The sequence below is a fragment of the Nocardia sp. NRRL S-836 genome (assembly GCF_001279525.1).
Lineage (GTDB): Bacteria > Actinomycetota > Actinomycetes > Mycobacteriales > Pseudonocardiaceae > Lentzea.
This window is the reverse complement of the sequence record NZ_LGDY01000092.1, coordinates 28616-52318: the sequence shown is the minus strand read 5'-3', so window position 1 is coordinate 52318 and position 23703 is coordinate 28616. Positions and strand designations below refer to the sequence as shown.

Sequence of the window (23703 nt, the reverse complement as noted above, 5' to 3'; positions counted from 1 at the left end):
GCGGGGATGCGCTGTGCTCACGGTGCGTTCTCGCTGTGCTGGGCTGTGCCGAGCAGGTTCTCGATGCGGTGCGCGTCGTCGTCGCGCAGCTGGCTGCGGTAGAGCCTCAGGGCGAGCCGCCAGGCGCTGCGGGCGTCGCGTCCGCACGCACGGCGCGCGTGCCCGAGTCGTTCGAGTGTGCTGGCCTGCGCGTAGGTGTTGCCGAGGGCGGACAGCAGGTGTGCTGCTTGGTGATAGTGGTCGGCGGCTTGGGGGTGATTGCCGGCCGCGGCGGCGATGAAGCCGAGGCTGTCCAGGGCGGCCGCCTCTCCGTCGCGGTCGGCATGGCGGCGTGCGAGCAGCAGTGCCTCGGTGCATCGCCGGTGTCCGGTGTCGAGGTCACCGGTGTGGGCGGCGCTGGTGCCGGTCAGGTTCAGCACGTCGGCCAGGCAGGGCGGCTCGTCCAGGTTTTCCAGTAGTGCCAGCGCTGATGTGGCGTGAGCCAGTGCGCGCGGGTTGTCGCCGCGGTGCAGCCAGTACCAGCCGAGGAAGTGGTGCGTCTGAGTTTGCCCGGCCACGTCTCCTGCCTGCTCGGCCAGCGTGAGCGCGTCGTGCAACGAGTCTTGTGCGTCCTGGTGTTTGCCTGCGCGGGCGCAGGCGCCGGCGTGCAGGCGCAGGACGAGGCTGCGGACGGTGGCATCGGCTTGGGCGGCGCAGTGCACGCCGATCTGCCATGACGAGAGGTGGTCGCGTCGATGTCCGCGGCGGTGGTGGAAGGTGTGCATGGCCCAGGCGAGTTGCCATCCGGCGTCGTCGCAGCCGATGTCCGCGGCGCGTCGCTGTGCGGCGAGCAGGCACTGATGCTCGGTGTCGAACCAGGTCACCGCGCTCGCCCGATCCGGCGGTGCGTCCGGCGTGCAGCCGTGAGGTGGTGGTGGCAGCGGGATCGGTGAGCGCGGTGGGTGCAGGAGCCGGTCCGCTGCGTGGGCGGTGTGCAGGTAGTGCGCGATGACTCGGCGCAGTGCCGCTTCGCGGTCGCTCGCAAGCTCGTCCTTGGCGGCGCGTTCGGCTGCGAAGGCGCGAACCAGGTCGTGCATGTGGAAGCGTCCGGCCGCGGTGCGTTCGAGCAGCGAGTGATCCACCAGGCCGCGCAGCAGCGCTCGTGCTTGGGATCCGGCTACCCCCAGCAGGCTCGCGGCCGCGGTGCTGCTGATGTCCCGGCCGGGCGCCTCGCCGAGGAGGCGGAAGGCGCGTGCCTCGGTGTCGTGCAGTGCGTTGTAGGACCACGACAGCATCGCGGGCAGGCTCCTGTGGGATTCACGTGTGTCCTGAGTGGTCAGTAGCTCGTGAGGCAAGTCCGTTGCGAGCTCGGTAAGTGTGGCCGTGGTATCGGTCTGCAGCCGGCCCGCCACGATGCTCAGTGCGAGTGGGTAGCCCGCGCAGCCGTCCAGCAGCGCGGTCGCCGCGGTGGGTTCGGCCGCGAGCCGGGTGTGTCCCGCGCGGGCGGTGAGCAAGGCGCGCGCTTCGGGCTCCTTGAGAGCGCCGATGCGCAGAGGGCGGGCGCCGTACGCGGTGATGAGCCTCGTGAGGGGGTCGCGGCTGGTGATGAGAACGGTGCAGCTACTGCTGCCGGGCAGCAGGGCGTCGACCTGGTCGGCGTCGGCGGCGTTGTCCAGCACGACGAGGATCTGCTTGCCGGACACGAGGCTGCGCCACAGTGCCGCCTGAGCATGAAGCTCGGCTGGGATCCGCCGGGAATCGACTCCCAGGGCGTCGAGGAACCCGCGTAGTGCCGCGCCGGTCGTCAACGGCTCGCTGCCGGAGGTGTCTCCGTGCAGATTGACGTAGAACTTCCCGTCGGGGAACAGATGCTCGTTCTGATGCGCCCAGTGGGTGGCGATCGAGGTCTTGCCCATGCCGCCGAGGCCGGTGATGGCCCAGAGCGCGCCTGTCCCCTCTTCGGCGGCGGCGGATAGCGCCGCCAGCTCGTCGGCACGGCCGGAGAAGCCGCGCGGAACGAGAGGAAGCTGTTCGCAGGGCCCGCTCGGAGACAGCGGTCCGCTCGTCGCCGCCGCCACCGGAAGTGCGGGGTCGCGGTTGCGGATCTGCTCCATGAGCGTCTGCAGCTTCTCGCCCGGCTCCTCCCCCAGTTCCTCGACCAGCAGGTCCCGGAACCGCAGGTAGGCGTGCTGCGCTTCGACCGGATCATCACTTCCGTAGATCGCGAGAATCAGGTGATAGTGCAGACGCTCGATGAACGGGTGCCGGGTCACCCATTCCCGGATTTCGCCGATCACCTCTCGATGCCGCCCGAGCTTCAGTTCGGCATCGATGCACAGGTCGAACGCCGCAAAGCGCAGATCGACGAAACTCTGCCTGGCTGCCTCCAGCGCGTCGGTTTTGATGTCGGCGAACGGATCGCCGCGCCACTCGGTGAGCGCGTCGCGCAGGATCTCCACTCGCCTCGGCAGGTCGGTCTCACTGCGGGCTTGGGCAACGGCGGCGTGCAAGCGGCCGTGATCCGTCACGGACCGCTTGACGGCGAGCAGGTAGCCGGGTTCACGGGTCACGATCAGGTCGTCGACTCCCAGGAGGTCACGAAGGTCTCTGATCAGCTGGTGTACCCGGTTCAGGGCATTGCGAGGTCGCCGACGGCCGACGGACGGCGGCGAGTCGCCGGCCAGCGGCGAGTCGCCGGCCAGCGGCGAGTCGTCGGCCACTGGCCACAGAGCCTCGATGATCTTGTCGGTCGATACCACCTCACCGGGACTGGCGATCAGGAGTGCGAGCACGGTGCGCAACTGCAGGCCGGTCACGTTGATGGGTCCGGGGACACCGGTGACGGCGGTGGTCGGGCCCAGTACCCGGAAGTCGATCCGGAAGTCCACCTTCTCCTCCTACCAGGCGCACTGCCACGCGCCCGTGTCGAGGAAACCAGGCAAGTGTGCACACTTTGTGCACGCTTGCTTGCTGCTCAGCGGGCGTGCGCGGCCTCGATCAGACGGATCAGGCCTGATAAGTAGGGGTGCTGATCATCGAACTCGCCGCCGCGACGCAACGTGGCGATCGCGTCGTTCGCGCACGAGATGGCGTGGCCGGGCTGACCTGCGGCGAGATGCGCGTGGGCCAGGTCGCTCAGGCACAGTGCGGTCTCGTAGTGCTCGACGCCCAGCGTTCGCATCGCGACGCCGTGCGCCTCGGTCAGCGTGTGGACGGCGGCCAGGTGCTCCCCCAGCGCGAGCTGGACCCGGCCCAGCTCGGCCTGGCACCGCGCGACGTGGCCGTAGTCGGCGCCGAAGCGCTGGTGATAGACCTCCAGCGCGTGGACACACAGCTCCCGGGCCTCCTCGAGCTCGTCCGCGTTCGCCCGCTCACGCAGGACACGCGCGAGGTGGTACTCGCTCAGCGCGGTGAACGGGTGCCGTGTGCCGTGTTTGGTCCTGCGGATCTGCAGCGCGCGGCGGTTGAGCTCGAGTGCGCGCTGCAGGTCTCGGCGAGCCAGCTCGACCTTGCCGAGGTTGTCCAGTGCCATCGCGAAGATCGGATGGTCGTCGCCGACCTCGGCTTCGGCGAGAGCGTGTGCCTCCTGGGCGACCTCGCGTGCCTGCTCAAGTTCGTTGAGCCGCCAGAGTACGAACCCGTAGACCGCCAGTGTCTTGCGGCGCAGCGCCGGGGACACCTCGTCCAGTCCGGCCTGCACGGCGATGGCTCTGTCGAGGTAGTGGCGCGCGTCGCGGAACCTGCCGTGGTCGAACAGCACGATCCCGACGGCGGCGAGTGCTTCCGACACAGGTGCGGATCGGGGGCCGGTGTGGTGTTCGCGGATGCGCAGCGCGCGTGTGAACATCTGTTCCGCGGCGGCGAGGTCGGCACGGTCTCGCAGGTGCATCCCCAGCTTCATCTGGATGGTGGCCACTTCTTCGGAGTCTCGTCCCGACCGTCGCTCTTCCACCACCAGCGCGTCGGTGCAGGCCTTCGCGGCGATCACGACCTCGCCGGCGACCGCGGCGTGGTCTGAGGCGAACAGCAGGAGCCGGATCGTGGCGGCCGGTTCGGCGTCGGCGGCTCGGGCCGCGGCGGCCACCGCCAGGGCGTGCGGGTAGAGCACGTCCGAGGCCGGTCGGTCGCTGTCGGGTCGTGTCAGGACGGACTCCAGCAGCTCAACCGCGATGCGCAGCCACGCGTCGTACTCGTCCCGCTCTCGCAGTTCGGCGGTGATGGCGGTCTTGATCAGGGCGTGCATGCCGCTGATGGAGACCGGCGTTGTGGTGACGGAGAACCGGCGCCCGAGCATGGCGAAGATCTCGTCCGTGCCGGTTGACGTGCTCAGCGCGTCCGCGAGCGGACCGGGCAACAGGTCACGGCGGCTGCGCACCAGGTCGACGGGAACCGGAGTGGTGTCGAGAATCGCGAGGAGGGAGGCCAGCGCCATCGCCGCTGGTGACTCCGTTCGAAGGTCATCGACTGCCGGTCGCCACACGGGCAGGAACCCGGCCGGTCCGCTTTCCCAGGCAGCCGCGGTGAGGGAGTTGAGCAGCGCGGTGGCATCGGTGCCTGCCCGCAGCGATGCCACCGCGGCCTGCAAGGCGATCGGCACGCCGCCGAGCCGCCGCGCGAGTTCGTTGACGACATGGTGCTCGTCGACGGCGGTGCACCGCTCAAGCAGATGGCAGGCATCGAGCTCGTCGAGCGGCAGGATGTGCAAGGTGGCGAGCCCGGTGTTCCACCGGGTCGCCTGGGTCGTCACGATCACCGCGCCGTTGCCGGCGGTGGGCCAGTAGGCCGTCAGTGCGGCCGCGTCCGCGGCGTCGTCGAACACGATCGTCCAGCGTGGGCCGGCGCTCAGCACCCGCCACAGCTCGTCCATGACGTCGTCGTCGGGCACGGTCTCGGGCACGCCGAGATCTCGCGCGCAACGCAGCAGGCTCGCTCGTGCCGTCACCGGTGAGGCCGCGGGGACCCAGATCAGGATGTCGCCGCCGTCACGGGTGTCGCGCCAGTGCTGCAGTGCCAGGGCGCTCTTGCCGATACCGCTCGCGCCGTGCAGCACGATGGCAGCCGGCGCCGGACCCGCCGACCGGGCCGTCAATGCCTCCCGCAGGACGGCAAGGTCGGTCTGCCGGCCCACGAAGTCGGTGGGCACCTGCGGCGGCTCACCGAACACGGTGATCCCACCCTGTTCCAGTGGGAGTGCTCGCAGGTCGGGATCGTCGCGCAGGATCCGCTCCTGCAGGTCCTCCAGCGGCCTCGTGCTGATGCCGTGCTCCCGCAACTCGCTGAGCCCGCGCGCGCAGATCGCTGACGCGGAGGAAGCGTCAGCGACGTGCAAGGTGGAAATGGCCCACATCCGCCACAGCTCCGGGCTGGTCGGCCGCGCATCGACCAGAGCAGGCGCGTGGGTTATCACATGATCGTCACGTCCCAGAGCGAACTCGGACTGCATTCGCGTGAACCGTGCTTGTTCGAACCGCAAGGTCACACGACGAATGGTTTCGTCCGCGCGACCCCACGAGGCCACTTCGGGCAGAGGCTCGCCTCTCCACAGCGACATGGCCTCGGCAAGAGCCTTGGTAGCGCGGGTGTGATCGCCAGTGCGGGACCACTCCGTGCCCTGTGTGACGAGGTCGGTGAACAGGTCGATGTCGATCGCGCCACGCGCGATCGACATCGAATAGCCGATCCCCCGCTGGTTGACGACCTCGACGAGCGGTGTGCCGTCCTTCAACGGTAGCCGTGCCAGCGCCCTCTTAACCGCGCGAATGTGTGAGCGCAGCGTGTCGGGGCTGCCGAGCTCAAGCAGCGCGATCAGGTCATGACTGGACACAGTCTGGCCGCGACGAGCCACGAGGGCCGCGAGCAGTCTCGCCGGCGTCGCAGCCAGGCTGACCACGGACTTCCCGTCCCACAACTGGAGTGGTCCCAAAGCGCGGACGTGCACCGGTTCTGGCCTCCTCTGTGGCATCGCACTGCGCGGTTCTCATTCACGACGCGGCGGACCAGGCCGCCGTTGCGTTCACATTTAAGGCATACCCGTGCGGGGTAACTGTTCGTCGGACGCGGATCCGCCCTGCCCGGGATACCCAGGTATTCACGAGCGTGTCGGCCCAACATCGACAACCAACCCGACGCCGAGCAACACCGGTTTCGCGGCCAGCGCGTTCGTGTCGCCATGCGTCGCCGACCAGTCGATCACAGGAGGTCGACCAGCACGGCCTGCACGGCATCGTCACCACCCCGTCGGTGATCAGCTCTCGCACACCACGACGAGCAGGCCAGCGGTGTCGAACTCCGCCACGCCGTCCAGGATCGTCACGTACGACCGGGACTCCGAGCCGCCGGCAGGAGCAGCACGTGCAGCCGCGGATCGCCACGACGACGCGCGGCATCGACGCCAAGGGCGACACGTCTGCAGACCCGGCCGCCTTTAACTTCACGCATACCGAGACGACGCCGCCGGCACCACCATGATCGACACCGAGGAGTTCCTCGACTCCACGCGCGCGGTAGTAGGGCTTCGGCGTGGGCCGTCAGCGGCGACGCAGTGAGTTCCACACCACGTGGACACCCAGCAGACATCCGCCGAAGAACAGCACGATCGGCACGACCAACGGCAGTTCTCCCGAGCAGGCCCCACCCGAACAGAGCGACACCTGCGGTAACCATCACGGGCCTCGAAAGACCTTGGCCGATCCGGCGTGGGTGCCGGGCGTCTCGGCGCTGAAGCTCGCGGCGTGCGTGTCCTGCTGCGCCGCCACCTCAGCAACCGGGTGTGCCCGAAAGGCTGAAGTGCTTATGGCACAGAGACACACCAGCTCCGGATCACTCCCGGCCACCCACCTACGAGCTGGGAGGCGACGTGGCGCTGCTCGGCTCGTGTGATCGTGCTCGACACAAGGCTGCGAATGCCCCTTCTGTACCTGCCGCCACCTCCCGCTCCAGCTCTTCGTCCCGCCCCTGTTCGACCAGCAGGTCTACAAGTGAGCTGGCGGCCTGGAAGTCGCCGCGATCGGCCAGGGTGCGCAGCACCTTCAGCACGTCATCTCCCTGACCCCGCCGACCCAACTTCGCCAACTGGACAACGGCCTGGAGGTCGCCGCGATCGGCAAGGGCGCCCAGCATCTGGAGAGCATCGTCGACATGCCCCTGCTCGGCCAGCAGATCCGCCAACAGGTAGGCGGCGTGCCTGTCGCCGCGATCGGCAAGCGCGCGCAGCATCTGGAGAGCATCGTCGACATGCCCCTGCTCGGCCAGCAGATCCGCCAACCGGTAAGCGGCGTGTCCGTCGCCGCTGTCGGCGCGCGTGCGCAACTCCTCCACCTTGCCCTGCTCGGCCAAAAACTCCACCAACCGGTAAGCGGCTTCCCTGTTGCCACTCTCTGCAAGCGTGCGCAGTACCGGGGGCGCGTCCTCGGCCTGCCTCTGCATAAGCAGCAGATCTGTCAACCGCACGGCTGCATACCCGTCGCCGTCATCAGCGCGGGTGCGCAGCTGCTCCACCTGTCCCTGGACGGCCAGCAGATCCGCCAACTGGTAGGCGGCGTAGCGGTTGCCGCTGTCGGCACGAGCGCCTAGCTCCTCCACCTGCTCCTGCTCGGCCAACAACTCCACCAACGGGTAGGCGGCCTGTTCGTCGCCGCTGTCGACGAGCGTGCGCAGCACCTTCAGTGCCTCCTGGGCCTGTCCCTGCGCAGCCATCAGGGACGTCCAGCCGTCGACGACGGAGGGGCTGTCCCCGCCGAGGAGGGTGCGTAGCATCTTCAGTGCGTCCCCGACCTGCCCCTGGTCGGCAAGAAGGTTCGCCAACCTATAAGCGGCATACCCGTCGCCGCCGTCTGCCTGGGTGCGCAGCACACGGAGTGCGTGGTCGACCTGCCCCTCGTCGACAAGGAGGTGCGCCAACCTGTAGGCGGCGTGCCTGTCACCGCGGTCGGTGAGTTGCTTGTGGAGAACGACGGTCTCGTGCCTTCGGCCGCGGCGTTCGGCGTTGTCTGCGAGGCGCTCGGTGTCGTCGGAGTGGTGGTGGTGGTGGTGGATCAGGGCATGCCAGGCGGTGTCGGGAAGGTGTTCGGTGCGGCGGGCGCGTAGGGCGTGCTGGTGCAGGTAGTCGGCGACCCGGTAGCCGGCGATGCGTCCCATGCCGGCGGCGACGGGGATGAGGGCGGCGGTGGCGCCGTGCAGCAGCGTGGTGGCGTGGCCCAAAGCGCCGTCGAACCAGTCCATCGGGGCTGTGGCTTTCTCCCGGTCGTTGAGGTAGTCAGGCACCGCGTCGGCGAGATAGTCGCGGGTCAGGGGCGCGTGGGCGCCGACGCGGCGGGCGTCCAGTGCGGCGGTGATGACCGCTTTGGCGTAGGCGGGTGCCTGTTCCCAGTGGCGGATCAGTTCCGGGCCGGCGGCCATCACCTGGGTGAAGCCCGCGTCCGGGGTGTCGAGCGCGACCCGGATCCGGTGATCGGTGACGGCGAGTTCCTCCGCGCGGCGCCGCTCGTCGGTGCTGAACGTGCCGGACACGTGCAGCATGTCAGCCATGTCGAGCAGCCCCCGGTCGTTGGCATAGGGATCTGGTTGATCTTTGGCCGGCAGTGCCGCTCGTTTGCTGTACTCCTGGGGCCAGCACGTTGCGACCACCACCGCCCCTGCTTTGATCAGTCCGCGCATCCGGCCCACCGGTACGCCGCCGGAGCGGTCGAGGTAGTTCTGCAGCTCGTCGAGCCACACCATCATCCGGTCTACCGACTGTGAGGAAAGCTCCCGCAGTTCAGCGGCGTTTCCTGGGTGCAGCAGCCACCAGGCCGGCAGCACCGCCCGCACTGCCTCGAACAGCGCGCGGGACTTGCCCACCGAGGAGTCGCCGACCAGCAGCACGAACCCGCCGTCCTGTCCGGCGACGGTGAGCTTCGTGCGCAGGTCGGCGTCGAAATCCCGCGGCACATACTGCGGCAGCTCGTCACGGCGCCCGTTGCGGGCATGCCCGGTGGGTTGCTCGACCTGGATCGCGGCGTGCACTCCGAGCAGTCGCGGCCGCGCGTCGCGGACCCGCACCGCGCCCGCCGGGCGGCGCTGGTGCTGGTGGGCGATGCGGTCGAGCGCCTGCAGCCACGGCCGTTGCGCCTCCTCACCGCCGACCCCGCACGCCGCCAGGAACGTCTCCAGCGTCTCCGCCTCCGGCACAGACTTGGCGTTGAGCAGATCACCAGCGGTCGAGTGCGGCAGAGTCGGCTGTCGTCCGCGGCGCGCCGGCAGCTTCGCCGCGGCGCTCGTCAACCCGCGCAGCGACAGGCCCCGGTCGCGACGAAGCTGATCGAGCGCGTCGGCCAGCTGATCCAGGGTGGTGATGTCCGCCGGATCCACACCCGTCCTCTCTGTCCTGCCGGGCTGTCCGGTGAAGCTCGCCGTACAGCTGCCGGACACCGTACTCACGGCCCCGCCCTGTGCTTCGTCCCCAGACCACCGGGCGTTGCACCGACCTGCCCTCGCGGGCGCTGTCCGGGTCCGTACGGCGCCCATGCCGGACGCCGGCTCGGGCTGGTCGGCTGTGCGTGGCGAGCATCGATCGGTCCGGCTCGCGTCCCCTCCGGAGAACAGGAACTCGATCATGTGGACGCCGCTGATCACGCTCATCGCGCTGGTGCTGCTCACCGCGGCCGGCGCCGCCGCAGCGGTCGCGCTCGCGGCCACCGACCGCGAGCGCGCTCAGCGCGCTGTCACCCTGCTCAAGATCCTGCTCAGCGCGATCCTCGGCGCCAGCGGAGTGCTCGCCGCAGCGATCCGCCTGCACCAAGCCGGGCTGCTGTGACCGCAACACAGGGACGAGCGCGGCTGCCCGCGCACGAGCCCGCCGAAGAACCGTGTCGGGTTCTACAGCGAGCTCCTCGCGGCGCCGTGGCGGTCACTGGCCGGTGACCGCCACGGCGGCGGTCGGCGTCGCAGGATCTGCCGGTGACCGCCGTGCTCATTCTCGGCCGAAGCCAAAGCCAGGCGGGAACCCGACCTGGACGGAGATGTCGTGGGTGCGCAGCATCTGCCGGTAGCCCTGGTGTAGCGCCCACCAGCCACAGGACATGGAAACGCCCGGCACAGTGGGGCGATCACGCCGTCCCTGCTGCTGCTCGGCAACGCCACACCACGCAGCCGAGCTCGACGCTGCGTGCCGACACCGCCGCAGCGCGGCCGGACCGCGAGGCGCCGTGTGCTGGTGGCCTTGCCACCCGCCAGGCGGCAGCGTCGTACGCACTCGCTACCCGAGACAGCGATCGCAACGCATTCGTGCAGCGAGGCTACCGGCCAGCAGGGTCATTCGACCCCGCATCGAATCGGACCTGACTGCCCGAGATTCCAGCGGCCGCCGAATGACCGGAACGTCGGCCATCCCGCCCGCCTGCGATCGAGAGCACGCCGTGCCGTCGGCGCGCGCACGCGGCTCTACGAGATCAATGTGCGTGACGTCAGGCGGCGATCCTCGCCCACGACCTCGGGAGCAAAGCCCTGGTCCCCGCATGTCCGGGGCTGCGCGGTGATCCGTCTGCTCACGAACAGCATCCACAAGAACCTTTAAACCGCTATTGTCGGTCGCCGAGCGAATGACGTTCACCGGTCTCGCCGAGTAATTCCACTACCCGGCATCATGGAACATCTCCAACTCTATGACAGCCAGTAAAAATAAGGAATTTGAACCCAACCGAGTAGACGGCCGCTATCCCACTTGGCAAGTCCTCGCGTTCCTGCTGACACGCATGGACCAGCACAAACCCGGCAGAGCGGTCCCTTCCGCCGCGGGCAGGAGCCAGTACGGTGGGTCCCCGACAACTACGCCCACGGCGCTCGCAACCGGGGTAGCTGCTCCCATTCCCCCACTTAACCGCTCCAACCCCACTAACCGAAGGGCCAGTTCGGTGGGGGCGTTTTGGCAAGAGAGGGACGGCATGTATAGGCTCCCGCTCACGGCGATCGCTTCGCGTCACGCAATCGGTCGTCCTGAACCACCACGGCGTCACCCCCAGCCCGGTACCGGTTGGGGGCGACAGGGTCCCGCCGGGGCCCACCCACCGGGGAGGGCGGGACAACGACCTGGTGGACGATGGAGACGACGCCGAGGGTTCACCTGCACCGTGGTGGTCCCGAGATCGAGCCGCTCGAGTGTGCGAGCACCTGGCTGTGGGTTTGGAGGCCGCGTCCCTGACGGGACCGGTCCTGACCGGCGGAAGCCCGGTGGTCTACGCAACCACCGGGCTTCTCGGTCTCGGTCTCCACTTCGCTGCCGGCCAGCTGCGTAAGCGGTAGGTGACCCGTCGCGGCCGGGATGGTCGCCGCACCAGGTGGGCAAACACCTGGATCACGCGGCGGTCTCCCGGCCGTTCTGCGTTCCGCACGTGGCGGGAACGACCGAAGGCTAGCTGATTCAGCGCGGAGCGCCGTACCCAGGATGACGCTGCGCACCACTTCCCAGACATGGTCGAGGCAGCTGCACCGCCCCTGCTCTTCCAGCCTAAACGTCTCTGACCAGCATGAACGGTGTCGATGCGCGGTGTTTTGCTGCGGTGCGATCAACCACCGATCAACCAGGACCAGCCGAGCCGCGGGCAGCGTGAGCGGGCCCAGCGCCGGAAGTACGAGCACCAGACCGCGCGCTTGCACCGCCATAGGGCGGTGCCGGTTGGCTTGCGGTTGGCGGTGAAGTACCTGGACCAGCGTGTGGAGCTGCCGCTGGACTGTGGTGCCCTTCCAGCGCCGGGCCCTGATCACGTCCGCCACGCCCGTCACGCTGACCTCGATCAACGGCCAGCGGCGCGACCGCAGACCTGACCGGCAGCGTTCGCCAGGGCACGCGCGCGATGGAGGGCGAACCGCTGATGGCGGGTCGCTCATGGCTCAGATCGAACGCAGGTGGCGGCCGGGCGTGCGATAGGTGATGCGCCACGTCCGAGTGCTCTTGGCAGGACGCAAGCGGCCGTTGTGGCCAGGCTGCGCGGAGACCGGGGCGTCGCCCGGCCGCTCGAAGTCGGCATGGCGCGCGTCGGGATCGATCAGCGCGAGCACGAAGGGCAGCACCATCCACACCACGAGACCGCGCATGCTCACGACAGTGCTCGGGCCGTCGGCCGTCCGCAGGTCAACGCCGTAGGCGCCGGCGGCCGCGGCGTCGCTGACCGCGCTCATGTCGGCGATGGCCGCACCGAGGGTTGGCCGGTCGAGGTAGACCGGGATCGGAACGAAGCCGTCCCAAGTGCCGTCGGTGTCCAGCAGCAGGCGTAGTTCGGAGCGGCCGGTATTGGCGTCGCTTTCGAGGTTCACGTAGACCCCGCGCGGCCGGAACACGTCAACGGGGACGTCGAGGTCGGCGAGCTCCGGCGGCAGCGCGAGATAGCAGCACCACTCGGGCAGCCGGCCCGCCCAGCTCTCCAGCGGCGGGAGCGGCACGCGATGCCAGTCCACAGCACCCGCGGTCGCAGCGTGCCGCAGCGATTTGTAGGCCACTTCGGCCACCGCGGTGTCGGGGACGTACACCCCGCGTCCAAGCTCCCACAGCGCCAGCGCGGCACTGCGACCGACCTCGGTGGCCGGGTTCCCGCCGTAGGAGATCGCGAGGGTATGGAAGGCCGCCATCGGCAGCCAGCACCACTGTGGCCACCCGATCCCGGCGTCGCAGGCTTTTTCGTGCATGCCCTCGACGGCCGACAGTGCCTCGGAGTAGCGGACTCGGAACTGCTTGAGCAGACCGTCGATGCCTGCGATCGCCGGTTTAACTTCGCGTGAAGGTGGCTTGGCCACGGGAGAGATCCCTCCCGTTCCTGGGCATGGAGGGTGGCACCCGCGAAGGTGCCGCGGGTGCAGGCGTTGCGATCCTCGCCCTCTGCTGAGGGCGCACCCCCGCGTCTGCGGGGAACAAGCGATGGCGATGGCGATACCCACCGCGCGTGGCGGCAGCCGGAGGGTCCTGTCCGGCGCGCGACTGCGAACGACGACCGCGCGCCGGGTCCTGTGGACTGCTATTGCGAGATCCGGACGGTCTACCCTCATAGACCAAGATGCGCCGCTGGCAGTGCCACTCGAGTGCCGTCATGAGCACCTGGACTTCGTTGGGCGCCGCCAGCGCGCCGTGCGCCACGTTGAGGTCGGGACCGGTCTGTCGCACGACGCCGCTGAGGTCGCGGTGCTTGCGCAGCGGGCTCGACCGCATCAGCCGCGCCACCGCCGAGTTGCGGTCCGCCCCCTGCGGCCTCGTGCACCGCCACACGATCAAGTCGAGCGCTGGCAGCGCCACCGGCGCGCCGCCCAGGCCGTCGCTCGCCGCTGAATCACCATCGACGGGGACACCAAGACAATGCCCCAGAGGGCGGCAAACCCGCGGTGCCGGGTGCCCCTGGCCGCCTTCCGGGCACGCTCGAATGCCGGGCGGCCTCCCGCGGACGCGCTGCAGACGCCCCGCTGCGCACCACACCCCCTGCGGTGGCGGGTCGGTGTGACGATCGGCGACGACGACATCCCAACTGGGCGCACGCAGTCCTGACGGTGCAGGAAACAGATTCGGCGCTGTCATATCATGGTGCCGGCAGATGTGCCTGCCTGCTTCCGAACCCCGTGCGCCCACGCCGCCGGGGTGGCGAGGACAAGCGGCCCGGACTCGCACACCGCAGCCCGCAGGCGCGGGCCAGCCGCGCCGCATGTTCCTTCGCGGAACGCGTGGGGTTCCGTTGGAGGCTCTCATGGTCGACGACCGTGCCCGCAAGAAGAAGATCCGCGCCCACATGGCTGCCACCGGTCTGCGGTACCTGCAGGCCGCGCGGGACATCGATGGATCCGGCCACAGCTACATGCGTACCGCGTGGAGCAACTCGGCCTGGCCACGACTGATGCCGCAGGAAGCGATGAACCTCGAGGTCGTCATCGACACGGCCAGCGTGCTGAGCCAGGACGGGGATCTTGCCCACCTGGTGACCACCCACCCGGCGAGCAACCAGTTCCCCAACGGCATCAACACCGTCTTGACCTGGCAAGACAATGACGACGACGGGGAGACCGCGATGCTGCGCCGCCATGCCGAGGCCGCATTCACCGCAGCGGTCACCGCGCTGGCCCGGCCGGTGCCGACCACGGTCGCAGACCTGGCCGACCTGCTCGCCGATATCGGCGTCTTCGAGCACACCCACACCGAGAACGGCACAGAGCAGTGGCGGGCGCCCCTCGAGATCCCCGACCCCATGGACGCGCTGCCCCTGCCCGCGGACTGGATCGACCGGGAAGAGCGCATCGGCTGGCGCACCCGGACCGCCGGACCCGCGATGGCGCTGCGGCGCAGTCTGCGAGCATACGAGGGTCGTCCGCAGGTGGATACCACGTTGCAGCGGCTCGCCGGCGAGGCCGACATGCCGGTCAGCGCTGTGCGGGCCGGACTCGACGGCCTGATGTACCGCTTCGGCGTTTCTGTGCTGCGCCAGGGCACGACACTGGATCGCCGCGACCTCGACGCCCTGGCTGAGCACGCCCGCATCGGCATCGTCGTTGACTGGACCAGCTTCACTTCCACCACCGAGCCCGACGAGGGCAGTCGAGACCTCTTACCTATCCGTTCCACGGAGCGCAATCGATGTCGTGAATCGGACGGCGATCGCGCGTCCACAAGAGACTCTTGACACCGACAGCCGAGGCCGGTGGGCCAGTGCGCTGACCACGAACGTTCCGGGAGGCGACACGCCGGTCGAGGTGCCTGACTCCTGACCCGCGTTGAGCGCCTGGTCGACGAGCGTTTGTTGCCGCCAGCTGGGCGGCGTCGCCGAAGCAAAGGCCACGCCGACCCGACGCACTCATCTCTGGCAGCAGCTCCGTTTGCCTGAGCGGCCGGCTGCCCTCGACTCCTAACCTCGGGCCTTCCACAGCGAGGAGACGGGAGGCGACAGGTGAGCACAGGACATAACCCACCTCCGAGCAGCGGGGGCCGACGAAGCAACGACGTGTCAGCGATTCAACACAGCGAGCCGCTGTGGAATCCGGACGAGGTCGCAACGTTTCTGAACATACCCAAGAAGACACTTCAGAAATGGCGGAGCGAGAAGACGGGACCACCCTGGCGACGGTACGGAAAACACGTTCGATACGAGCCTCGTCTAGTCAGAGAGTGGCTGTCCAACCAGTAGCCATCGAGCGGCGCAATCCATACCTGCGATCAACGAAATCGAGCAGCATGAGCATCAAAGTTGTGACTCTTGTCTGGGAACACGCCCCTGCGGCAGGCAACGAACTTCTCCTACTTCTTGCGATCGCCGACCAGGCAAATGATCTCGGCGCGGACGCATGGCCTTCCGTCGACACCCTTGCACGCAAGACCAGACTGAACAAACGAACGGTCCAGCGGCTCCTCCGGCGCCTTGCCTCAGCAGGTCTCGTCACGATCGAGCCGGGCGGCGGCCGACGCAGCAACCGCTACTCCCTTGACTTGGAACTTCTCTGCGACCCCTCCTCCAGAACCGCAAATCACGAAGGCACACCTCCGACAGAACGCCACCCCAGACAATCCGCCACCTGTGGCACTGGCACCACCCCAGAGGTGGCCGTGCTCGACCATCCCAGCCGTGACACAGCCATGCCCCCCGACCCATCCTGTACAGCCCTCTCCCCCTCTCCCCACGCGCACACTCGTCGCGCCAGGGCAGATGCAGACGCAGGCGCAGACACGCAAGCAATATCCGAAACAGCGAGAGCTGCAACGGAGATCATCAGAAGCATCCACACCATTGCGCCAATGTCCCGTCCGGACCGAACGGTCCTGGCACGCCAGGTGCGATCGTCCCTAGCGGCAGGACACGATCCCCGCCAAATCCTCCGACTCTTGTCCGAGAACCTGGACAGCGCCCGCTCTCCGATCGCCGTGCTTCATTCACGACTCCGCAACCTGCCGCCAAAACCCAGAGATGACCGGATCGCCTTTACTCGGCGCGAATGGTGTGGGAGGTGCGACGGGCCAGAACCTCACCGCAGGTGGATCCAGCTCGACGATGGCCGGTTGCAGGCATGCCCTAACTGCCATCCCAAGCACAACGCGGAGCCAGCGGCCGAGAACGATTGATCATCCGCCCACACCTCGACAAACCGGGCAATGCAACCACGGTCGAATCGCATCACTCCTTCCAGTCTCGCAACGCGATGGCGCAACTATCCGACTAGCCACCTCTGGTACATCTATGTACCATCGGTACGTAGATGTACCAGAGGTGGCCTTGCAGGGCGGCCCGCGAGGCCTACCGCCAGAATGGGAAGGAGTTCACATGCTCGATCACCCACCGGAGGGCCAGGTGCCACGACGCAGCGGCGACCAACCGCCCGCCGCCTACGTGATCGAAGGGACGTTCCCTGACGTCGTGCTCCGCGCCGACGCTCCTGTCAGCGCCCACTTTGCGGTCGCTTTCGCCCAGGCACTGAAAGCTGCGGTAGTGGCGCACACCGGGAGCCTGCGGTCGATTGCGAAAGCAGCCGGCGTCACGCACCCGACCGTGATGAGGATCCTCGACGGGCAGACGTTGCCTGACCTGCGGTCAATATCCGGATTGGAAGTCGCGCTGCAGGCGAGGCTCTACCCCGCCTACCTACACCAGCAGTTCTCGGAGCCACAACCAGCCGCAAACGAGCCGTCGGCTGAAGCAGAGCAGGACCGCTGACTGGATCGCGCTTTGCAGGCAATCCATAGGAGTTTGCGCCTCAGCTTCGGCATCACGGCATTGATGGCGGTTTAGTGCGCACCTTGCAACCTGCGCGCACTTTGGCCGCGCGGACAACTCTCTGACATTACCCTCGGGCTGCAGCGGCCGACGAGCGACCACTAGCCTGTCGCCAAGCCATGCGCCCATCGTTCAAGAAGCTTGACCTTAAGAAGGCATCATGGCGTACATCGAAGACCGTTGGTGGCAAGAAAAGAAGGACCCGGCCACCAAGAAAGTAATCCGGGATACAAACGGCCGTCCCGTGATGGAGAAAAGCCCACGCTACGGCAAAGGCGACCGCTACCGCGTGCGCTGGAAGCTCCACGGCGGAAAGGAAGACAACAAAAGCTTCCCCGACAAGCAGCACAAAGAAGCCAAAGCTTATAAGACCTATATCGAAAACTCACTGAGGACTAAGAAATACGTCTCACCCAAAGCTGGCGACATGACGGTTCGCGAGTACGCGGAGAGCTACAAAAACGGCAGGTCACCAGACGAGCGCAGCCGATCCAGTCTTGACAGCCTGTTCGCCTGCCAGGTCTACCCGTTCATGGGCCACATGCCTCTTAACGAGGTGGCACTCGATGGAACGGTGATCAGAAACTGGCTGGCCTGGATGAACAACGTCTCTAGGATTGCCGTGAACTACCAGCACCAAGTGTGGATGAACCTGTCCGCCATGCTGGACGCGGCGGTCGTGGACGGGAAGATTCATCGGAACCCATGCAAACTCGGAACGATCTCGGCTCCCAAGTCCGTACAGAAGCTCATCACGCCGTGGACGGATGAGAAGCTCCGAGGAATTCATGACTCTCTCCCCCCGGAACATCAGGTAGTAGTACCAATCGGGGGCGGCCTCGGACTTCGTCAGGGTGAGATACTCGCCTTCAACCAGGAGGATATCAACCGCAAGGACATGACCTACCACTGCAGGCTGCAAGTTACCTACATAAACGGGAAACTGAAGTTCAAACTTCCCAAGGGACACAAAACTCGCATTGTTCCAATTTCCGACGGCACTCTCTACCACATCGACTATCACTGCAATCTCCATCCACCAGTGGAAGTCACACTTCCTTGGGGCGAGAACGACAGCAAGGAGACCGAGACTGCCAAACTCATCCTGCCGTACCGCGGCGATACCGCGTGGCGCGGCTCGATGTTTCTCAACCAGATTTGGAAGCCAGCTTTTCCGATCGCGGGAATTCCGTACACCAAGCGTAGCGACGGGATGCATGCCCTGAGGCACCTGTACGCGTCGCACATGCTCGCCTCCAACGTGAGCATCAAGGAACTGTCGGTGTTCCTAGGCCACTCAAGCGAGGCCTTCACCCTGAGGACCTACGCTCACCTCATGCCATCGAGCTACGGACGAGCGCGGCTAGCTGCAGATACACTGTTCGCACCGCCAGCTTGAGGACTGGCCTCAACGCCGCTCGCAGGCACACGATCTCAAATTCGCAATCTTGATCTTTCGCGCAGGGGCCCCACAGGGGCCCCATGATCATCATCTCGCTCCGGGACCCTGAAAACAGCCAGGTCAGGCCGCCCTATCAGCAGGCTGCGGAATCATGTGCGACATGATCCCGAACGCCGAACACTGGCGGGTGTCGGTGTGGGAGGCGCAAGAGCTGCAGCACGCGATCATGGGCTACCTGCCGGGGTATGCGACGCCACGGATCGTGTGCGACGTGCCGTACGTCGGCAAGCGGTGGGTCCACCAGCTGGAGGACTACGACCGGGAGCTCGGGATCTCCTACTGGACCAAGAACTACCGGACCGGGATCGAGCTGGAGGACCCGGAAGCGTTGAACCGCCGCTACCCCTACTACGACCCGATCTCCACGCTCGGTGAGACCGGCCAGAAGTGGTGGTCGGAGCAGGCCTGACGGGTTGCGATGGGGCCGTTTCCGGGACATCTCCCAGAGACGGTCCCATCGGCATGTTTTGCCTGGTCAGACCCCATAAGGTCTCATTGGGTCCCGACGTCAAATGTCCCCAGAATGTCCCAGCGAGTCCACAAAGGACATTACCATCCGTCTACATTGGACGGTCTTAGTCATGGATTGGTCTAGCGCGCTCTGTGCCGCCCCACCAACTCAGGCCGAGCCGTAGGCGGCAGCGCGCGAAACTCATCGAGGGACCAGGCCTAACCAGCTGGTCAGGTGCACACATGGTCCCTCTCAAGTTAGCCAGAAGAGGCCGCAAGCGACAGGAAGGCTGCTGTTCCAATGATTTCGGGGGCAAGTTTGGTCAAGATCGCCACAGATCTGAAGTGCCACTCATGAAAGGGCCGCTTTCGACCTCTTCACGGCCGAGGAGACTGGTCGGAGTTGGGAGTTGAACGGACATGGGTAAATTGCCCGCTTCCGGACACACTCTCGGGATGGGCCGTACTGTCACCATCCTCGACGCGCTGGACAGCTACCTGACCGGCAGTCGCGCGGCTGATTCTCCTCGTTGACGGGTCACCAGCTGTTGCGACCGGGCGAGGAGGTTCGCCTCTTCGCCCAGACTATCAGCGCCCACCCGCCGATGTGACGCGAATGCCCGTATACCTCGGGGCTGGCCGTCCGCAGAATTCTTCCTCAGCCACCAGGGACAGCTCGTCCCTGTCGACACTTCTCTACTCCCAACATCGCCGGAACGCGCAGATTCCTCGCGACACTGATACCCGGCCTTCTGATGCTGCACCCGCTCATCGAGTCCGGCGCACTCGTGCTGGTGCCGAGTGCGAAGTTCTTCGCGAAGAACGAAAACTCCATCGTCGAGCTGCGATCCGCACTGATGAGCCACATCGGCGAAGATCCAGAGGAGGTCGCGAGCTCCTTCCAACCCGGATATCTCGCGGTCGACGATCGCGGTCGGAGCCTTTTCGTGTTCGCCGGCGGCGACAAGAGAAGCCAGCTGCAGTCCGCGATCGACAGTTGACTTCGGAATTTCGCGCGCGAGTGACTGCTAGCCCAGGCCTGCTGCGCCTAGTACGCCAGCGCGGGCGGCAGGAGCAGGTTCTGGCGGCCGGGGTGCCCAACGTACTGATCGCGGTAACCGAGTCGGTGCTCTGGCCAGTGTTCGCCGGGGTCGGTTGGGTGGTCATGGCGGTCGGCGTGAGCATCTGGGCGGACGCGGCGGCTACGTCCAGATCGAGAACACCCCACGCGGCACCGGAACGGGTCGCCGGAGCAAGGCCAGTTCGTCAGCGGTGAAGACAGGGCCATTTACTGAGGAGGAAAACAACTCGATAATGGCACGATAGCGGCGACAGTTTTCTTCGTCGCTGAAATCGCAGGATCACGGTGTGCCGTGATGCACACACGCGACCATGACGCGGACCTGAAAGCCCCGAAACTCCTCGCCTGCATCATCGAGACGCTCGCCGACAAAGGTGCTGCCCCGCCCCCGCTGTTTCAGCCGAACCAGTGGGGGCGAGTCAGTTTGGTCAGTCGATCTGGTCCAGCACCACGTGTTCGGCACCTTTGCCGGGTACGTTGCGGCACAGGTGGTTCCGCTTGTCGCCGGTGTACTGGTACAGCGCGGTCAGGCAGGAGCCCAGTGCCTGCTGGCCGTAGTAGTTCGGGTGGACCGACTCGTCGACGTTGCCCTGGCCCACGAACGGCGTGCCGTCCAGGAACCGAGCCCACTCGGCCTCGTTGCCCAGTTGGGGTTTGAGGTGGTTGTCGTAGTTGGTCGCCTGTGCCGCCGACCTCGCGCACACCTCGTGCCCGCTGAACAGGTCCCTGACGTCGAGGAACTCCACCTCCCGCTGGTCGGCCACGTACTCCATCGAGTCGCCGATCTTGGGCACCACGACGTTGCGCACCCAGTCGGCGTCGGAGTTGTAGACCGGACACCCACCGACCTGGTAGCGGTCGTAGGTGTTGGCCTCCGGGTAGCGGATCTGCGCGCCGGCCGGCACCGGTGAGGGGTAGGACTGGAGCACGAACCGGTAGTCGTCCCGGTTGTAGCCGGCGGCGTTCATCACCTCGCGCACCTTGTCGATGGCCAGGGTGACGTTGGCCTCGGCGCGCACCAGGCCGTTGGTGAACGCTGTCGCCTTCTCCCCCTTGCAGCGTGCGGTGCCCCGCAGGTACGCCTTCACGCAGGTGGTGATGATGTCGCGGAACCCGATGTCGTTGCCGCCGACGTTGAGCACGATCAGCTTCACGCGGTAGTTCCGCGCCACCTGGGCGAGTTGCCGCGACTGCGGGGGCTCGCCCTTGAGCGGGGTGGCGATGATGTTCGACGTGTCGGCTCCGGAGCAGGCCAGGTTGATCCGGCGGGTGACGGGCAGGTCCGCCGCCAGGATCTGCGCCGAGTAGGACCGCAGGCACTTGTTGTCGAACGAGCGGCCGTAGACGATCTTCGGCTCTCGCTTGCAGGTGTTGGTCCCGAGCTGACCGCAGCGGTACACGGCCCGGTCGGTGCCGAGGATGTCGCTGCCGCTCAGTGTCTCCCGCACCCCGTTGCCCTGCCACCGGCCCGCGACACCGGAGATGAAGCTGTCACCCAGCGACACGGCGGCGGTGAGGGTCTGCGGCACGCCGGTGGCGACCCCGGCGGGGCCGGTGTCCACGTCGGCCGTGGTGACGAGGGCTGTCGTGGCGTCGATGACGGACGCGGTGTTGGACTCACTGTTGGACACGTAGATCTTGGCGCCGTCCGGGCTGACGGCCACGGCCGTGGGCCGATGGCCGACGCGCACACTCCACCGCACCTCGATCGAGTCGGTCGTGGCGGGATCGGTGTCCAGTGCCATGACGGTGTCGTCGGCGCCGTTGGACACGAAGGCGCGCAGGCCGTCAGGAGCCACCGCGATCCCGGTCGGTCCCGAACCGACGACCACGGTCTGGATCCTGAGGTTGCTGCCGGTGTCCAGTACGGACACGTCACCTGAGCCGGTGTTGACGACCAGGACCTTGCTGCCGTCCGGGGTGACCGCCAGCCGGCCGGGACGGGTGCCGACTTTGATCTCGGCCAGCCGTTGGTAGGTGGTGGTGTCCAGGACGGTCACGGTGTTGCTGTTGGTGTTGGCCACGTAGGCGGTGGTGCCGTCGGGGGTCACAGTGATGCCCGTCGGGGCACTGCCGACCGCGCTGAGCGCCACGACGCGGTTGGTGGTCGTGTCGATCGCGCTGATCGTGTTGGAGCCCGCGTTCGTGACGAACACGCGGGTGCCCAGTGCGTTGAACGCGACGCCGGCGGGTTGGTTGCCGACCGCGATGGTGGCGATGACGCTCCTGGTGTCCGTCCTGATGGCGGAGACGGTGTTGGCCGCGGTGTTGGCCACGTAGGCCAGCGAGCCGTCCGGGGAGATCGCGACGGCCGACGGCCCGTTGCCGACGCGGATGGTGGCCGTGCCGCCGGTGGACACGCTGATCGTGGTTACGGTGTTGGACTCGGTGTTCGTGATGTAGGCGAAGCCGAGTTCGCCGGCCATCGCCGGCGCGGCCGTCACCGCCAACCCGGCCGCGGCCAAGCCGATCGCCGCTGCCCCGGCCGCCATGCGCCGTGCCGTTCGCCTGGGTAAATTCCTTGCCACGGGTTCCTCCCGAGATGCCACGAGCATCCGACAAGGGCGATTTCACCCTCGCCGGTCGGGGTATCGGGATTCTTGGAAGATAATTTCAATCCATCCGGATGACAACCCGAATGGACGCTTCAACGGCAATTCCGCGAAGATTCGACTCAGGAGATCGGACGCCCTCGACGATCGGCTCAGGCATACCGGAGGCCAGTGACGGCGGCATCACGTCTTGGCGGTTGGTGATCTCGGTACGTGCCGCCGCCCTGGCCGGACCTCGGGCGGGAGCACCAAAGGATGGGAACAGAGCTGACCAGCGGTTTTGCCTCGGCAGTCTGGTGATTGAGTTATCCTTCGGGCTGTCCACGCGTGAGTGACGTCCACTTGGGACGGGATCGCGCGGTCCCGTCCCGAGCGGTGGCGTCGCCTGCCGCAAGCGAAGCGATCCGAGGGACAGTTCAGGCAATCCTCACCAGGCTCCGGGACTCTGGGGCCGTCGGCGTTCACGACGCCGCAGACCAAGACGATCGACCATCAGGTGGGCGGGCTGTGCCTCCCGGGATCGGGTAGCGGCCACGCTGGCGAGGAGTTTGAGCCGGTCTTCGGATGCGGTGCCGGGTTCGGCGGTGTAGGTGATCAGGTCGTGCACGGCTCGGCCGGACATGGGTAGGTCGAGGGACTGGAAGGTCAGTTCCAGGTGGCCGACGTCGGGGTGCTGGAGCCGTTTGGTGCCGTCGTGGCGGATCAGGACGTCGTGCGCGGCCCATTGGCTGCAGAACTCGGGGCTGAGGGTGGACAGCTCACCGACGAATTCGCGCAGTGCCCGGTCGTGGGGCTCGCGCCCGACCTCGGCGCGCAGCAGGGCGGCGGTGGCACTGCCGGCGGCGTTCCAGTCGACGAAGAAGTGGTGCGCACCGGGGTCGAGGAAGATGTAGCGGGCGATGTTGGGGCGGCCGCGCTTGTCGATGGTGGCGCTGTCGAACATCGGCGCGAGCAGGGCTCGGGCCAGGGGGTTGCCGGCGACGATGTCCGTGCGGCCGTTGCGCACGAACGCCGAGGACATCGTCATGGAGTCGAGCAACCACTGGACCCCGGGCGGGACCTGGACGTCCCTGCGGCGCGACGGCGTGCGACTCCTGTGCCGCGATGACCGGGCCAGGTCGAACAGGTAGGTGCGTTCGTCGTCGTCCAGTCGCAGGGCGCGAGCGACCGCGTCGAGGACGTCGTCGGACACTCCGCCGATGTGACCCTTCTCCAGCCGCGTGTACCACTCCGTGCTCACGCCGGCGAGGCTGGCGACCTCCTCGCGCCGCAGCCCGGCGACCCGGCGACGGGCGCTGGTCGGCAGTCCGGCCTGCGCCGGGGTGATCCTTGCGCGCCGACTGGCGAGGAAGTCCCGGATTTCGTCGCGGTTTACGGGCCGGGAGTCCACGTCATCCACGGTAGCCGTTGGTCACGGCACGAGGGGGGTCGAGGTTGTACCCCCTGTAGACGCGACCTTCTCCGGTGGCTGCG

14 protein-coding genes are annotated in these 23703 nt (G+C 67.2%); 8 read left to right on the top strand and 6 right to left on the bottom strand.

Features of this window, described 5'->3' with window-relative positions; genetic code table 11:
• Positions 1–17: 17 nt before the first annotated feature.
• The 3 genes from ADL03_RS14940 to ADL03_RS14930 all read right to left on the bottom strand — a co-directional run bounded on the left by ADL03_RS14940 (position 18) and on the right by ADL03_RS14930 (position 9327).
• A complete protein-coding gene (locus ADL03_RS14940) occupies positions 18–2867 on the bottom strand; it encodes a BTAD domain-containing putative transcriptional regulator (RefSeq protein WP_053734050.1) in 2850 nt (949 codons plus the stop codon).
• 86 nt (positions 2868–2953) lie between these two features.
• Positions 2954–5869 (bottom strand): tetratricopeptide repeat protein, encoded by a 2916-nt coding sequence (locus ADL03_RS14935; RefSeq protein WP_197288351.1) that lies wholly within the window; start codon positions 5867–5869, stop codon positions 2954–2956.
• A gap of 947 nt (positions 5870–6816) precedes the next feature.
• Positions 6817–9327 (bottom strand): hypothetical protein, encoded by a 2511-nt coding sequence (locus ADL03_RS14930; protein ID WP_053734048.1) that lies wholly within the window; start codon positions 9325–9327, stop codon positions 6817–6819.
• Positions 9328–9571: 244 nt separating this feature from the next.
• Between ADL03_RS14930 and ADL03_RS14925 the strand changes: the two genes are divergently transcribed.
• Positions 9572–9772 (top strand): hypothetical protein, encoded by a 201-nt coding sequence (locus tag ADL03_RS14925; RefSeq protein ID WP_053734047.1) that lies wholly within the window; start codon positions 9572–9574, stop codon positions 9770–9772.
• Positions 9773–11844: 2072 nt separating this feature from the next.
• Here the strand turns inward: ADL03_RS14925 and ADL03_RS14920 are convergent.
• Positions 11845–12744 (bottom strand): hypothetical protein, encoded by a 900-nt coding sequence (locus ADL03_RS14920; RefSeq protein ID WP_053734046.1) that lies wholly within the window; start codon positions 12742–12744, stop codon positions 11845–11847.
• A 935-nt stretch (positions 12745–13679) separates the two neighbouring features.
• Between ADL03_RS14920 and ADL03_RS14915 the strand changes: the two genes are divergently transcribed.
• The 7 genes from ADL03_RS14915 (at position 13680) to ADL03_RS14895 (ending at position 19598) form a co-directional block, all read left to right on the top strand.
• Positions 13680–14606 carry a DUF6042 family protein gene (locus tag ADL03_RS14915; RefSeq protein ID WP_157528638.1) on the top strand — a complete coding sequence of 309 codons (927 nt, stop codon included), beginning with the start codon at positions 13680–13682 and terminating at the stop codon, positions 14604–14606.
• Positions 14607–14870: 264 nt separating this feature from the next.
• A complete protein-coding gene (locus ADL03_RS45370) occupies positions 14871–15107 on the top strand; it encodes a helix-turn-helix domain-containing protein (RefSeq protein WP_369808976.1) in 237 nt (78 codons plus the stop codon).
• Positions 15011–16036: a helix-turn-helix domain-containing protein gene (locus ADL03_RS50770; RefSeq protein ID WP_082373157.1), complete on the top strand. Its 1026-nt coding sequence runs from the start codon at positions 15011–15013 to the stop codon at positions 16034–16036. Before ADL03_RS45370 ends, ADL03_RS50770 begins: the two co-directional genes overlap by 97 nt.
• A 199-nt stretch (positions 16037–16235) precedes the next feature.
• Positions 16236–16625: a hypothetical protein gene (locus ADL03_RS14910; RefSeq protein ID WP_053734044.1), complete on the top strand. Its 390-nt coding sequence runs from the start codon at positions 16236–16238 to the stop codon at positions 16623–16625.
• Positions 16626–16845: 220 nt separating this feature from the next.
• On the top strand, positions 16846–18084 hold the full coding sequence (locus ADL03_RS45360) for a site-specific integrase (protein WP_082373156.1): 1239 nt from the start codon (positions 16846–16848) through the stop codon (positions 18082–18084).
• Between the two features lie 163 nt (positions 18085–18247).
• Positions 18248–18556: a hypothetical protein gene (locus tag ADL03_RS48410; RefSeq protein WP_231641900.1), complete on the top strand. Its 309-nt coding sequence runs from the start codon at positions 18248–18250 to the stop codon at positions 18554–18556.
• Positions 18557–19352: 796 nt separating this feature from the next.
• Entirely contained in the window at positions 19353–19598 is a 246-nt protein-coding gene (locus tag ADL03_RS14895) for a hypothetical protein (protein ID WP_053734041.1), read from the top strand.
• Positions 19599–20106: 508 nt separating this feature from the next.
• On the opposite strand, the gene ADL03_RS45355 is transcribed toward ADL03_RS14895, so the two are convergent.
• Positions 20107–22170 carry a beta-propeller fold lactonase family protein gene (locus ADL03_RS45355; protein ID WP_053734040.1) on the bottom strand — a complete coding sequence of 688 codons (2064 nt, stop codon included), beginning with the start codon at positions 22168–22170 and terminating at the stop codon, positions 20107–20109.
• A 487-nt stretch (positions 22171–22657) separates the two neighbouring features.
• Complete coding sequence (locus ADL03_RS14885; protein WP_369808974.1) at positions 22658–23629, bottom strand: helix-turn-helix transcriptional regulator; 972 nt, start codon at positions 23627–23629, stop codon at positions 22658–22660.
• Between the last annotated feature and the right edge of the window lie 74 nt (positions 23630–23703).

Excerpts from the sequence above, each read along its gene's own strand:
- ADL03_RS14925 (WP_053734047.1), top strand. The coding sequence starts at position 9,572 with ATGTGGACGCCGCTGATCACGCTCATCGCGCTGGTGCTGCTCACCGCG.
- ADL03_RS14915 (WP_157528638.1), top strand. The coding sequence starts at position 13,680 with ATGGTCGACGACCGTGCCCGCAAGAAGAAGATCCGCGCCCACATGGCT.
- ADL03_RS50770 (WP_082373157.1), top strand. The coding sequence starts at position 15,011 with ATGGCGGAGCGAGAAGACGGGACCACCCTGGCGACGGTACGGAAAACA.
- ADL03_RS14910 (WP_053734044.1), top strand. The coding sequence starts at position 16,236 with ATGCTCGATCACCCACCGGAGGGCCAGGTGCCACGACGCAGCGGCGAC.
- ADL03_RS45360 (WP_082373156.1), top strand. The coding sequence starts at position 16,846 with ATGGCGTACATCGAAGACCGTTGGTGGCAAGAAAAGAAGGACCCGGCC.
- ADL03_RS48410 (WP_231641900.1), top strand. The coding sequence starts at position 18,248 with ATGATCCCGAACGCCGAACACTGGCGGGTGTCGGTGTGGGAGGCGCAA.
- ADL03_RS14895 (WP_053734041.1), top strand. The coding sequence starts at position 19,353 with ATGCTGCACCCGCTCATCGAGTCCGGCGCACTCGTGCTGGTGCCGAGT.
- ADL03_RS45355 (WP_053734040.1), bottom strand. The coding sequence starts at position 22,170 with ATGGCGGCCGGGGCAGCGGCGATCGGCTTGGCCGCGGCCGGGTTGGCG.